At 60.1% G+C, this 12,583-nt stretch carries 9 protein-coding genes; 4 read left to right on the top strand and 5 right to left on the bottom strand.

Annotation, left to right across the window (positions count from 1 at the left end; all coding sequences use genetic code 11):
* Positions 1 to 11: 11 nt before the first annotated feature.
* The 3 genes from FRZ40_RS20415 to FRZ40_RS20405 form a co-directional block, all read right to left on the bottom strand.
* Positions 12 to 290 carry a hypothetical protein gene (locus FRZ40_RS20415; protein ID WP_147235387.1) on the bottom strand — a complete coding sequence of 93 codons (279 nt, stop codon included), beginning with the start codon at positions 288 to 290 and terminating at the stop codon, positions 12 to 14.
* A gap of 138 nt (positions 291 to 428) precedes the next feature.
* Complete coding sequence (locus FRZ40_RS20410; protein ID WP_147235386.1) at positions 429 to 1,694, bottom strand: leucine-rich repeat domain-containing protein; 1,266 nt, start codon at positions 1,692 to 1,694, stop codon at positions 429 to 431.
* Between the two features lie 63 nt (positions 1,695 to 1,757).
* Positions 1,758 to 2,813: an NAD(P)/FAD-dependent oxidoreductase gene (locus tag FRZ40_RS20405; RefSeq protein ID WP_147235385.1), complete on the bottom strand. Its 1,056-nt coding sequence runs from the start codon at positions 2,811 to 2,813 to the stop codon at positions 1,758 to 1,760.
* Positions 2,814 to 3,421: 608 nt separating this feature from the next.
* On the opposite strand from FRZ40_RS20405, the gene FRZ40_RS20400 reads away from it, so the two are divergent.
* From FRZ40_RS20400 to FRZ40_RS20385, 4 genes are all read left to right on the top strand, one after another.
* Entirely contained in the window at positions 3,422 to 5,095 is a 1,674-nt protein-coding gene (locus FRZ40_RS20400) for a hypothetical protein (protein WP_193567017.1), read from the top strand.
* 344 nt (positions 5,096 to 5,439) lie between these two features.
* A complete protein-coding gene (locus tag FRZ40_RS20395) occupies positions 5,440 to 6,783 on the top strand; it encodes a response regulator receiver protein (RefSeq protein ID WP_240057242.1) in 1,344 nt (447 codons plus the stop codon).
* Between the two features lie 124 nt (positions 6,784 to 6,907).
* A complete protein-coding gene (locus FRZ40_RS20390; RefSeq protein ID WP_147235383.1) occupies positions 6,908 to 7,957 on the top strand; it encodes a helix-turn-helix domain-containing protein in 1,050 nt (349 codons plus the stop codon).
* A gap of 834 nt (positions 7,958 to 8,791) precedes the next feature.
* Positions 8,792 to 10,342, top strand: coding sequence for a hypothetical protein (locus tag FRZ40_RS20385; RefSeq protein ID WP_147235382.1), 1,551 nt, complete (start codon positions 8,792 to 8,794; stop codon positions 10,340 to 10,342).
* 67 nt (positions 10,343 to 10,409) lie between these two features.
* Here the strand turns inward: FRZ40_RS20385 and FRZ40_RS20380 are convergent, their stop codons facing one another.
* Together FRZ40_RS20380 and FRZ40_RS20375 are read right to left on the bottom strand one after the other, a co-directional pair.
* Positions 10,410 to 11,426, bottom strand: a complete 1,017-nt coding sequence (locus tag FRZ40_RS20380; RefSeq protein WP_147235381.1) for an ATP-grasp fold amidoligase family protein — start codon at positions 11,424 to 11,426, stop codon at positions 10,410 to 10,412.
* 21 nt (positions 11,427 to 11,447) lie between these two features.
* Positions 11,448 to 12,383 (bottom strand): helix-turn-helix domain-containing protein, encoded by a 936-nt coding sequence (locus tag FRZ40_RS20375; RefSeq protein WP_231516070.1) that lies wholly within the window; start codon positions 12,381 to 12,383, stop codon positions 11,448 to 11,450.
* Between the last annotated feature and the right edge of the window lie 200 nt (positions 12,384 to 12,583).

The raw sequence follows: 12,583 nt of genomic DNA, 5'->3' as shown, positions 1-12,583 counted from the left end.
TTCGCCATGCGTTATTGCGCTGCTGTCAGTTTGAGACTTGGCCGCAGCGTGTCGATGGCGACTTCTTGCGGCGGGCTCTTGCGGCGATCGGATACTTGCTCGATGCCCGCTTTTGCCACCTGTTCGCAAAACGCGATGCGCGACCGGTAATAATCGGCCTGCAACAGTGCGTCCAGGACGCGCTGCTCTGCCTGGAAGAGGCCCATTCGAAGTTCGCTCAAGGCCCGTTCGGCCTGTTTTTCGGGGGTGGGGGCGTGATGGGAGATGAGGTTTGCAAGCCAGTTAAGCATGAGCGTACCCTCCGGTACTCAGACACCTGGTCGAATTTCTTTGCCGTCGCCATGCATCGCGTGTCGGCAGATACAGACTATCAAAATCCTGGCCGCTGCTGTGTGACCTTGCGCACCTGTTGCAAAAATGTCGAATGCTTACCAGACGATCCGCGTTTTCGGCAGTGCTGCCTTGAGATCGTCGACGTTCCTGGCCTTGGTGCCGTAGAGAACGAGCTCGCGCAACCCCGTGAGACCCTTGAGCACGTCGACGTCTTCGACGGGTGTGTTCGCCAGATAAAGCTCTTGCAGATTCGTCAAGCCTTTTAGCGCATCGATATTGCGAACTCTCGTGCGGAAAAGATTGAGCATGCGAAGGTTTCTCAAGTCTTTTAGCGCATCGATATTGTCGACGCGCGTGTCGGCGACATTCAGTCTTTGCAGGTTTGTCAGTCCCTTCAGTGCGTCGATGTTCGTGACCTGCGTGCGCGCGAGTACGAGCGTATCCATCTGCGACAGTCCGCGCGCGCCGTCGATATCGTCCACCCTCGAGCCGTCGAGCACCAGCGTCTTCAGCGAGGACATGTTCTTTATCGCGTCGATGTCGTGCAGCGGGGTATTGGCGAGATAGAGCGCCTGCATGTCGCGCAGCTTCTTTAGCGCCTTGATGCTGTCCACCTGGGTCTCGTTCAGGTCGAGCGTTTTCAGCGACGTGAGTTGGCCGAGCGCGTCGATGTCCCGCACGTTTCTCGCGCCGCCGAGTTTCAGCGTCTCGAGGTGAGGCAGATCTTCGAGCGGATCGAGGTCGCGAACCTGCGTATCGCGCAGGTCGAGTTGGCGCAGTCCGGTCAGATTCTTCAGTGCGTCGAGATTCGAAACCCGCGTGTCCCAAAGCGTGAGGGATTGTAGGCCGGTCAGTCCTTTTAGCGCGGCGATGTTCTCGACTTCCGTGCGATGAAGCACGAGCCGCTTGAGCGAATGCATGTCCTTGAGCGCGTCGATGTTCCAGACGGTTGTTCCCGTCAGATCGAGCGACTCCAGCGTGTCCAGATCCTTCAGCGCATCGAGATTGTCGATCTGCGTGTTGGCAAGATTCAGCTCGATATTGCGGTCGGAGTTCTTCAAATGCGGCACGGCGGCCGCGACCTGAGAGGCCGTCAGTGTCGGCTGTGCCCGCAGCGCGAGGCAGGTCGAATCGGGTTTTGTGGCTCCGGTATCGCTGTCGCTGCAGGTGCCCTTGATGAATCCCAGTTCGCTCAGCGCGCGTTCATCCGGGCTTTTGCGCGACGATCCGAATGCGACGAACAGAACGATGAGCACCACCACGACTGCGGCGCCGATCGCCCACGGTGTATAACGGCGCCACGTGGAAGCAGGGAAGTCTTCGGCAGCTGGGTTCGTGCTTGACGGCGGCGTTTCGGACACGTGGGGCTCCGTGGATTCTGGCTTCCTCCTTTATACACGAAGCGCAACGTGGAGCGCCTCCCATCATGCGTGAGAGGCCGCGACGCGCTCCGCGAGCTTCGCATCGTAGCTCGAGTGGATATGCACGCGCTTCTTGTCCGGAAACGCATAGCTATACGCTTTGCGAAGCGCGAGCGATGCCTCGTGAAATCCCGACAGAATCAGCTTCTGTTTGTTCGGATAGCCCGCGATATCGCCCGCCGCGAAGATGCCGGGGCGCGAGCTTTCGTAGTTCGATGTGTCGACCGTGATGCGCCCGCCCTGTACCTCGATTCCCCATTGAGCAATCGGACCGAGGTCGGCGACGAGACCGAATAACACGAGCAGATGATCGGTGGCCAGTTGAGCCGTTCCTTCGGCCTGGCGGATGTCGATCGATTCGAGCTGTCCGCCCGGCGCGTTCAGGCTTGCAATCGTGCCGACTGCGAAGTCCATTTCGCCCGCTTCGACGGCGCGGCGCATGTTGGCAACGCTAGAATCCGTCGCGCTGAAGCCGTTGCGCCGATGCACGAGCGTGACGCGCCCGGCGACGGTGCGCAGCGCCAATGACCAGTCGAGCGCGGAGTCGCCGCCGCCCGCCACCACCACCTTCTTCCCGGCGAAGTCGTCGAGATTGCGGACGCTGTAGTGCACGTGATGGTCTTCGAGCGCCGCCGCCTCGTCGAGCTGCAGGCGTTGCGGAACGAATGACCCATTGCCCGCCGCGATCAGAATGGCCGCTGCGTCGAAAGTCAGCCCTTTGTCCGTGCGCGCGAGCCAGCGTCCGCTGTCAAGCCGCTCGACGGTTTCGACGCGATGGCCGAGATGCAGCGGCGGTGCGAAGGGCCGGCATTGTTCGAGCAGCCGGTCGACGAGTTCGCGCGCGGTGCACGAAGGGATGGCCGGAATGTCGTAGATCGGCTTGTCCGGATACAGCTCGATGCACTGTCCGCCCACGCGCTCGATGTTGTCGACGATCAGACTCGAAAGCCCGATCACGCCCGCCTCGAACGCGGCGAACAGGCCCACGGGGCCCGCGCCGATGATCAGCACGTCAGTGCTGACCGGTGAGGCGGGCGGTGTGTTTGACGCGGTTGTCATGGATGATCCTCGTGCGCGTGTCGTCGGTTTCACAATACAGACAGGCGCTGGTGCGGGCAATGAAGGCACCAGGACGGGGAGGGGTAAGCCAGAAAGAGGACGTGCGGCCGACTGCCTCGGGTTCCATTCCAGGCGATGTCGACGGAAATGGAAAGAAATGCCGATTGTCGAATTGCCAGAAAATTAAAGCGTGATGAATAGAGCCGAATAGCGATCCATACGCAGTTTAAAAGGGAATTAACAGGAAAATCACAAAAGCCCATTCCCTTGGGCCAAAGTGAATCGTTCCCGCGTTTTGCGAAATAGCGAAAGAATCGTGTTATTTCAACGACGCCCTGCGGCCATGGTTCCGCCGTGCCGACATCCAGACACTAACTGCACGACTCGGATGAACGGCGGGAATTATTACCGTCATCCTCTGAAGCCCGATAGCGACGCTTGCGAAACGGGACTCTTGCCGATCGGGCAGTTAGCGGCACACAGCATCGATTGATAAGGATCGCGAATCGAATGCGAGGGGCGCAATGTCCGTCGCTGTCGCGATTGCTGCCAGTGCCTGTCGCAGCTTTTTTCGTCGGGCGCATTTCCGCGCAGTGGATTGATTTGTCATGGTTAAACGTCGTCAGTTTCTTGGTCTGGTCACTGCAGTGAGCGGCAGCTATGTGCTGACCGCGTGCGGCGGAGGCGGAGGCGGCGGGGGTGCGGACGGCGGCACGGGCAATGCGAGCAGCGCCAGCGCAACAGGCAGCGGCGCGGCGTCGGGCGCGACGGTCACCACCACGTCTACGACGCAAAACGGCACGACGTCAGGCTCCTCGACCGATCCCAGCGCGGGTTCGAACAACACGGGTTCGAACAGCGGCGCCGTTGGCTCGCCCAGCGGCACGGAAGTGCCGCCCGCCGCTTCGATCACCGACAATCAGGGCGCGCTCTGGACGCTCGTCAACGGCTCGGTGTATCGCAACGGCGTAGCCGCGGGCAACACGTACAACGTGTCGCTGCTGCTGTGGTACGGCAACGGGGTCTATCACCAGGGAACGGGCGGACAGTTCTATGGATGGAACGGCACGACCTGGCTCGCGTGCAACGATCCGCGTCTGGGCGGCACGTCGGCGGACGGTACGACCGTTCCGTCGGCGTCATACATCATCGACAAGATGGGCGCGCTATGGACCGTGTCCAACGGCATGGTTCTTCGCAACAACGCCTACGTCGGCGTGACGTCGAATGTCGCGTTGCTGCTGTGGTACGGCGGAAAGGTCTGGTATCGCTCGACGGGCGGGCAGTTCTACGTGTGCACCGATCTCGACAAGTGGCTGCCATGCAATGATCCGCGTATCGCGGTCGCGGCAATGGCCGGCACGTTCCATGGCATCAACGGGCACTACGATTACCGCTACACGGCCGCGCAAGTCGTGCAGATCATGCAGAACATGGGCTGCTCGACGTATCGCGTCGGCTGCACTGATGACCCTGTGCAACTCGGCGCCGTTACGCGGCTTGCGCAGGCATTTCAGGCGGCAGGGCTGACGCTGTTCGTGCTCGTCAATATCGGCGTGCGCGACGCGAACGGCGTCGTGTTCGCAAGCGAATCGGCGGCGTACACGCGGGGCAAGGCATGTGGTGCGACCGTGGCGGCCGCGCTGTCGCAGTACGGCGTCGTGATGTATGAGTGCGGTAACGAACTGACGCGCGACAGCGCCATCATTCTCGACTCGACCAACGCTGGGACGAAGGCAGCAGACTTCAACAATGCGAACTGGCCCGTCATGCGCGGCGTGATGCGCGGCATGATCGACGGCGTGAAGTCGGCGCAGCCGGGTGCGAAATGCGGCATCAACTTCTGCGTCGCCGATATCGGCGCCGCCGACGCGTTGTGGGACGGCAAGCAGCCGGACGGCACGAGCGGCTATCCGACGGTGCGCTGGGATCTGACGACGTGGCACAACTACGAAGTCTATGGCGACATCTTCGATATCGGCACGGACGGCGCGGGTCCGGGCTTCGATCTGCCCACTTACTGCAAGGCGCGTTATGGCGTGCCGTTTCTGCTCACCGAATGGAACACCGGGCCGGAGAAGAGCGAGTCGTATCGCGCGAATTACATCAGCGCGCGATACGCGACTTACTATCAGGCGAGAAAGACCAGGAACATCCAGTCAGTCATGTATTACGTGCTCGACAGCGGCGATGCGACATACGGCCTGATGATCGACGGCGTGACGCTGAACCTTCCGTACAACGCATTCGTGAGTTTCGTTGCGAGCCACGCTGACAACTAGGCAAGAACCAGGCAAGAGTTTCAGGCGAGTGCATTGCATTCGCATAGAATGAAAAACTTGCCGATCGAGCAAATTCCGCTCCGCGAATTTGCACACGCTACACGACAAAATTTCAAAACCCCGTAGCGTCATTTCCATAGCCTCCGACTCCATGCCATTTATTCGTGTGGCATGGATGCTGCTATTCCCATGCGCCACGCATTGAATGCCTTTTGCGAAATTGAGTCACAAGCACCTTGAGCAAAGGGTCGAGGACGACGCACCTCACCTTACCTGTCAACCCGGAGGCGACGATGTTCGACGCAGCGCTCCTGCGCAAAGACTTCGCACCAACAATCAGACAGATGTCAGCTTCATCTTCCGGCCTGCCTGATTGCGGCGTCGGCGTGGTACCGTGCGCGCTCGTCTATGTCGAAACGGATAGTGCAGGCAGCCCGAACTGCACGAGCGCTGATCCGTTCTGCTACCTCGAACAAGCCATCACGTTGAACCGGAGTCTGAAGGCGGTGGGGCTTCCTGCTCTGACGGTGGCAACGAATGTTGCAGGGCAGGTCGTGCAGTATCTCGAGAAGGTCGACGCCGATGCGCGTCCGCATGTCGTACAGCTTGCACCCTCAGTACTCGCGTTGCCGAAGATCACGCGTTTCTACAGCGCGCATTTCAAGCTGGACATGATGGAGCAGTTAGGCGCGACGCTGCGTGATGGCGAACTGCTGATGGTGCTCGATACCGACATGCTCGCGCTTCACTGCGTAAATGGTGAACTGCTGGCGCGCTGTCGGACGACAGGCGTCGGCGCCTTCGACATCTCCGATCAGGAATTCTCCGCCTATGGCGATGCGCGTGTGATCGCGGATCTCGAAACCGTGGCGGGTAAGCGCTTGAGGAACCCCCGATGGTTTGGCGGCGAGGTTCTCGTTGCATCGGCGGAATTCATCGAGGCTCTGGTGCCTCGCGCACACGCCTGCTTCGAGCGCTATACGCACGTGATCCGCGAGCTGAATCACAACGGCGACGAAGCATTCATTTCCGCCGCGCTCAATCTGCTTGCCGACGATGGCTATCCGATCATTGATCTCGGCGCACATCGTATGGTCGGACGTCACTGGTCGGGCAATACGCACCGCGATCTTCGCTGGTTCAAAGGATGTTCGCTGCTCCATTTGCCCGGCTGCAAGAGGCTGCTCGAGCGTCAGGCACGCCGGCCTGGGTTCAGCGCGACGCACGTGTGGAGAAGCGTGGTTCTGCGGCACGAACTCAACCGGACCGTGTGGCCGCTCAGGCGCTGGGTGCGCTCGCGCGTGCGGCCGCGCCTGCATCGTCATGCGGTGCAGGCTGAGGCGCGCGTCGATGTGCTGGTGCTCGATCCCGATGCCGGACGTCTGTCGCAACTGGTGTCGCGGCTGACCTCGCTGGGCATGTACGTGATGCCCGCGCTCACGACGGAAGAAGCGCGCAACGAAGCGCGGCGGCTCAATCCGCGTGTGATCGTGAGTTCGAGCCCGCGCGGCGTGGCCGTTGCGGGAGAACTGCTTGAAGCGGTCGATGCCCGGCACCGGCCTGTGATGATCGCTTTCTCGACCGACGACGCGCGCATGGACTGGGCGCAATGGGACACATGGTTCCCCCGGTCGGCCGATCCGTCCGACGTGGTGCGGGCTGTCACGCAGGCCCTTGGAGTTCGTTAGCAGCACATTCGCAAGAGTTGGTTTTTCTGCTGGTCCTGTTGGCCTTTAAGCAAAAGACTTAAACGATCGTCTTAGTAGTCATTGCATGCGCAGGCATGTCATTACAAAACACGCGGGAGCGACCATGTTCGTCGAAAATAACTTGCAATGGATACCACACAAGCATTTCAGCGCGACTTCGGCTACACAGCGAATCGCTTTCGTTCTCAGCGACGCATGCGATCTGCTAGGGATCGGCGCGATCGCGGAGGCGCTCGAATGCGCATGCTCGCTCGAGTCGAACACGGCTGCGCGCAAGTACGAGATGAAGTTCCTGTCGGAAAGCGGCGGACATGTCCAATGCGATCGATCGCTGTTCGTCTCGACTGACGAATTGCCGAAGGGCGGCGAGACACGCTTCGCGCGCGTGTTCATCGCGGGCGGCGCGCATGCGAGAGCGGCATGCGATGCGCCGGCGCTTGCCGCGTGGCTGCAGCGCGTACGCGCTCACGGCACGCCCGTCAGGTTCCTCGCGGCGGGAGTCGATACATCGAACCTGGGTGCCGCGATGGGAGCGGAAGGCGGTGCGGGCGTCGCAAGCGGATACGAGCAGGCGCGCCGCAGGCGAGCCCAGTTGGGCAGCGCAGTCAAAGCGGCATTCGAAGTGATCCGCGCGGATTTCGGCGAATCGATCGCGCATGAGGCATTGCGCCGAACGGCTTTCGTCGATTCGAGCGAATGGCTTTCGCCGTCCGTCGACGCGGCCAATACGGCGGCGGACAGAATCCGTTCCGCGGCGCGGTGGCTCCAGGAAAACTGCCATCGCTCGGTGAGCGTGGCCGATGCCGCCGAAGCGTGCGCAATGAGTCAGCGCACGCTGCTCCGCAACTTTCAGACGCATATGGGCGCGTCGCCGTCCGAGTATCTGCAGCGAGTCCGCCTTGAGCGTGCGTGCCAGTTGCTGGCCGAGACTTCCCTGCCCGCCGACAAGGTGGCGCGGCGCGTGGGACTGACCAACGGCGACCGCCTGGGGAAGCTGTTTCGACGGTGCGTCGGCAAGTCTCCGACCGAATACCGTGCATGGACGCGCGGCACGCCGGAAACGGCCGAGGCCTCCGGCGATTCGAGCGGCAATGGTGGCCAGCCCGAATTCGCACACGACGCGTGCGACGAGGAAAAAGCCGCCATTGCGTAATTCGACGCTTTTCCGCTAATAGCAATCAGAACGGGTTTACCCGGGGTGGCGCGCCTATTTAGCGCCACCTCATTTATTCCGCCTCATTCGATTTGCACCCTGATTCGGTCAATACTTCCAGGGTCGATACCGAAATAATATTCTCAACATGACAAAAATTGCGTCATTCGATACGCATTTTGTCTTCGGTAATTATGTCCCATACGGTAAAGGCTGCGTTACCGCTTTTCCGTTGGCCGATTTCCAATACGGCAATACCCGCACTGCGCGAAACAATCAGGATCACAAAAATACCTCATAGGGTCAAATTGCTCGTCGCGCGGGCGTAAGAACGACTCGTCAGAAATCGCAAAGGCGAATTTTCTTCCTGGAAAGTTATAGTCGGAAGAATCCTGCTAATTGTCCGACGTAGTTAATTTCCTGTGTAATTTACCGTGTCTCTTGGGTATTATTTACGCCGATCGATAGGACAGACGCGAACATTTTTCCGGATGCCTTTTCAGGCCGAAGATCAAACGTTTGCGGGATCCGCGAGGATGGTTGGCAGTAGTGGCAACACGTTAGGGGAATCGTCATAACCCGCTGGTTCAACGCAGCGCCGGGTTGGATGTTCTGCCTGAAGCCAAGGGGACATTAGACGTCAGCGTCGCCGCCTGAAGATACAGCGGGCGGTTCATTCACTTCTCCCTGTCTACAAACCGGGTCGTCAAGTGTCATTACCAGTAAGGATTACTGAGTAATGCGGACGCGCTCGCGCCGGCCTTTTGCCTCGAAATCCAGTCGTCATTTTTTGGACTTTTTTTCGAGAACTTCTCGACAGGGATACGTTTCGCCATGAACAAACGACGTCAATTTCTAGGTGCCCTCACGGCTCTCGGTGGCAGCTACATCCTCACCGCGTGCGGCGGCGGCGGTTCCGATCTCGCCGGCGGTGCGGGCGAGGCCGTTGCCAAAGCGACGGCTCGCGCAGCAGCCTCGGCTAACGGCACGACCATTCCTTCGGCCACATCGATCGTCGACAATTCGGGCAATACGTGGACCCTGTCGGGCGGTTCGGTCTACCGTAACGGCGCGAAAGCCGGCAACACCTATAACGTATCGCTCGTGCTGTTCATGGGCGGCGTGATCTATCACCAGGGATCGGGCGGTCAGTTCTATGCGTGGAATGGCTCGGCCTGGAACGCATGTAACGACCCGCGCCTCGGCGGCACTTCGCCCGACGGCACGACGATTCCGTCCGCGTCGTACATCATCGACAAGACGGGCGCGATGTGGACGGTCGTCGGCGGTGTCATCTACCGCAACAACAAAACGGTGGGTAACACCTACAACGTTTCGTTGCTGCTCTGGTACGGCGGCAAGATCTGGCACAAGGGCACGGGCGGTCAGTTCTACGTGAATACGGACATCGGCGGCTGGCTGCCTTGCAGTGATCCGCGCATTGCGACGGCAGCGACGGCGGGCATGTTCTACGGCATCAACGGCCACTACGACTACACGTATACGCCGGCGCAGCTGGTGTCGATCGTGCAGGGCATGGGCTGCAAGAGCTACCGCGTCGGTTGTACGGATGACCCGAAGCAGATCGCTGCCGTCAGCAAGATTGCGCAGGCATTCCAGTCGGCGGGTCTCACGCTGCTCGTGCTGATCAACCAGGGTGTCTACGACTCGAACGGCAACGTCTTCACCAGCGAATCGGCCGCCTATACCCGCGGACAACAGGCCGCGATGACGATCGCCAATGCGCTCAAGGCATACGGCGTCACGATCTACGAATGCGGTAACGAGTTGACGCGCCAGAACGCGACGATGCTCGATTTCACCAACGCCGGCACCAAGGCAGTCGACTTCAACAACGCAAACTGGCCCGCCATGCGTGGCGTGATGCGCGGCATGATCGACGGCGTGAAGGCTGTGCAGTCGAACGCGAAGTGCGGTATCAACTTCTGCGTGGCCGATATCGGTGCCGCTGACGCACTGTGGGACGGCATGCAGCCGGACGGTTCGGGCGGCCATCCGAAAGTGCGCTGGGACATCACGACGTGGCACAACTACGAAGTGTATGGCGACATCTTCAACATCGGTATCGACGGTTCGGGTCCGGGCTTCGATCTGCCGACGTACTGCAAGGCGCGCTATGGCGTTCCGTTCATCATCACCGAATGGAACACGGGACCGGAGAAGACCCAAACCTACCGCGCGGGCTACATCACGAGCACGCTTGGCAAATACTACGCGGCGCGTAAAACGCACAACATCCAGGCTGTGATGTACTACGTGCTCGATAGCGGCAACAACACGTATGGCGTGATGACCAACGGCACCGCGCTCAATCCTCCGTACAGCGCGTTCACCGGCTTCACGACGGGCAACGCCGACATCTGACCGTTGACCGTCAGCAATCGCATCTGAAAACGCCGGCCCGCTCGCATTGCGAGCGGGCCGGCGCACATCATATCTCCGCCTTATCACTCAAAAGCTTTCCCCATTCATAGTCGATGTGATCGGGCGTAAAGGGCAACACGCCTGCGCCTGGTGTGAACGTCAATTCGCCGAAGTACACGCGGTTGTCATATGCGTAGAGATCGACGCGCACATAGTTGAAATCAGCGGCCAGGATGGCCGCTGCCTTCAGCACCGCATCCAGATTCTCAGGACGGGGCGGTGGCGTCGGACTGCGCGTGTAGGGTCCGATCATCACATCCGTACGCCGCCATTGCGCGTCGAACACGTCGCCGTGCGTGTGCTTGCCGAACCGGTCCGTGATCAAAAGTATGTACATCAGCGGATGTCCGGTATGGCCGCCAAAGCAGTGGATCTTGAAGTCGGCAGGAATCCGTCCCTGCCGGTCCAATAGCAGCGCTTCGAAGAAGATGCGCGGCTTGATCCGCCTGTAGTGGCGTTCACGCGCGACCCAATAGAACGACGTCGACAGCCATCTGTCAGCCAGTTCCTGCAGTCTTTCGAACGTGGTCTCCGATTTGTTCCGCACGATCTCGACAAACGTGCTCCCGTGATTGGCCTTCATCACGAAAGCGTCGGGCAGACTGTCGAATACCTCACGTGTAAAGGCCTCAGGCGCCGCGATCAACGGTACGACATGTTCTTCGCCAAGTTTGACGGCAACATATTCCCTGACCGTGAGCTTGTCGGTCAAACGTACATAGCGTGGATCAGGCCGAAGATTGCGTTGGAGAATCTTTTCATTGAAAGTGGCGGGATGAACGAGCCGCGGATAGCGCCCAATGCACTTGCGGTGCAAGAGGCTTAGAAAAAGCGGATCGGGCAGCATCAGCTTTACCTTCTCTTTCATTCTCCTCATCGCGGACTGCGAAGGGACAGGCCCTCTCAAGACGGCTTCCTCTGGCAACTCACGTGCAACAAACGTTGCGGACGATCCCGCCGGTTCTCTGACCGGGGCGGAGACACGCATTTCTTCATCAGCCTGCGCATATTCAGTTGTTGGCATTGTTGCGCTCCATACATCGCGCTAGTAAGCAGACTTCATTAGCGAACCTGCCGCTGCGACGGGTTGCACGGCATTGCTGCTCGCCGCCGCGGGCGGCGGGGCTACACCATGATTCGCGTTGCCGAGATGACGCAACGCCCGAAAGCTCGTCGGGGACATGCCATAGCGAACCTTGAAGATCCGCCCCAGCCGATTGCCATCGCCCATGCCGCAGCGTCGCGCGATCTTGTCGATGGGCAGATCCGTATCCATCAGCATGGAGCACACCACCTCGAAGCGCGTGCGAAGCAGGTACTCGAGCGGGGTCATGCCGAATTCCACCTTGAAGCGGCGCTGGTAATTGCGCTTGCTCATCGCGGCGGAGTCGGCGGCCTGGCTCACGGAAATGGGCTTGCTGTAGTTTTCTCTGATCCAGCGCGCGGATTCGCGGATCTTCTCCGTCGTGGTCGCGATGCTCAGATCGTCGGCGTCGGGCCGCATGCGCTGACGCACTTGCGGCTGCAGCGCATGCGCAATGCGGCGCACGGTATTCGCGCTCACGTCGCGTTCGATCTGCACGAGCGCCATCTCGGTCGGCGTCGCGCCTGCGGGGCGCGTCTCCGAAAGGCCGTCGTCGAGAACGAACACGGGAACGGCGGCGTGCACGGGACCATTGGAAAGATCCGTCTTTTGCCGCGTGCAGGCTGGCGCGCCCGGCCCCTGGCGTGAAAGCCACGAGACAAGGTGCTCGCTCGATTCCGTTACTGGGTCCCCGCTGCACGCGACGAAGAACGCATGGAAGTCCGACAGCTGATAGCGGTCGAGTTTCTGCGTCCAGATCGGAAAGCCGGAGCCGCCCGTCACGAAGCCACCTGCCTCCGACAACACCGAAAAGCGATAGGGCGCGTCCACGCCCAGCTCCTCTTCGAGCTTGTTGGCGAGGCAGAAGGCATCGCCAATCGCACCCGCCGCTGCCATAGAGCAATGCGGAGCGATGAGCAGACCAATGTGCTTTTCGAGTTTCGAGTTTTCGGGCCGTTCATCGGCACGCAACGGGTGCGATTGATAAATCCCATTCACCGTTAGCTCTCCCAATTAATGCGCAACAATTCGACGCAAATCAGAATACCGTAGAGAAAAGGGGTACGCGACCGTTGTCCGATTGGCGCGATCGATGT

Origin of the sequence: Paraburkholderia azotifigens, from assembly GCF_007995085.1 — a bacterium.
In the GTDB taxonomy this organism is placed as follows: Bacteria; Pseudomonadota; Gammaproteobacteria; order Burkholderiales; family Burkholderiaceae; genus Paraburkholderia; species Paraburkholderia azotifigens.
Note: the sequence above shows the minus strand (reverse complement) of the source record. Positions and strands in the feature narration are given on the sequence as shown.

What these genes read in the sequence shown, in the direction of transcription:
- FRZ40_RS20415 (WP_147235387.1), bottom strand. Translation starts at nt 290, where the DNA reads ATGCTTAACTGGCTTGCAAACCTCATCTCCCATCACGCCCCCACCCCC.
- FRZ40_RS20405 (WP_147235385.1), bottom strand. Translation starts at nt 2,813, where the DNA reads ATGACAACCGCGTCAAACACACCGCCCGCCTCACCGGTCAGCACTGAC.
- FRZ40_RS20400 (WP_193567017.1), top strand. Translation starts at nt 3,422, where the DNA reads ATGGTTAAACGTCGTCAGTTTCTTGGTCTGGTCACTGCAGTGAGCGGC.
- FRZ40_RS20395 (WP_240057242.1), top strand. Translation starts at nt 5,440, where the DNA reads ATGTCAGCTTCATCTTCCGGCCTGCCTGATTGCGGCGTCGGCGTGGTA.
- FRZ40_RS20390 (WP_147235383.1), top strand. Translation starts at nt 6,908, where the DNA reads ATGTTCGTCGAAAATAACTTGCAATGGATACCACACAAGCATTTCAGC.
- FRZ40_RS20385 (WP_147235382.1), top strand. Translation starts at nt 8,792, where the DNA reads ATGAACAAACGACGTCAATTTCTAGGTGCCCTCACGGCTCTCGGTGGC.
- FRZ40_RS20380 (WP_147235381.1), bottom strand. Translation starts at nt 11,426, where the DNA reads ATGCCAACAACTGAATATGCGCAGGCTGATGAAGAAATGCGTGTCTCC.
- FRZ40_RS20375 (WP_231516070.1), bottom strand. Translation starts at nt 12,383, where the DNA reads ATGGCAGCGGCGGGTGCGATTGGCGATGCCTTCTGCCTCGCCAACAAG.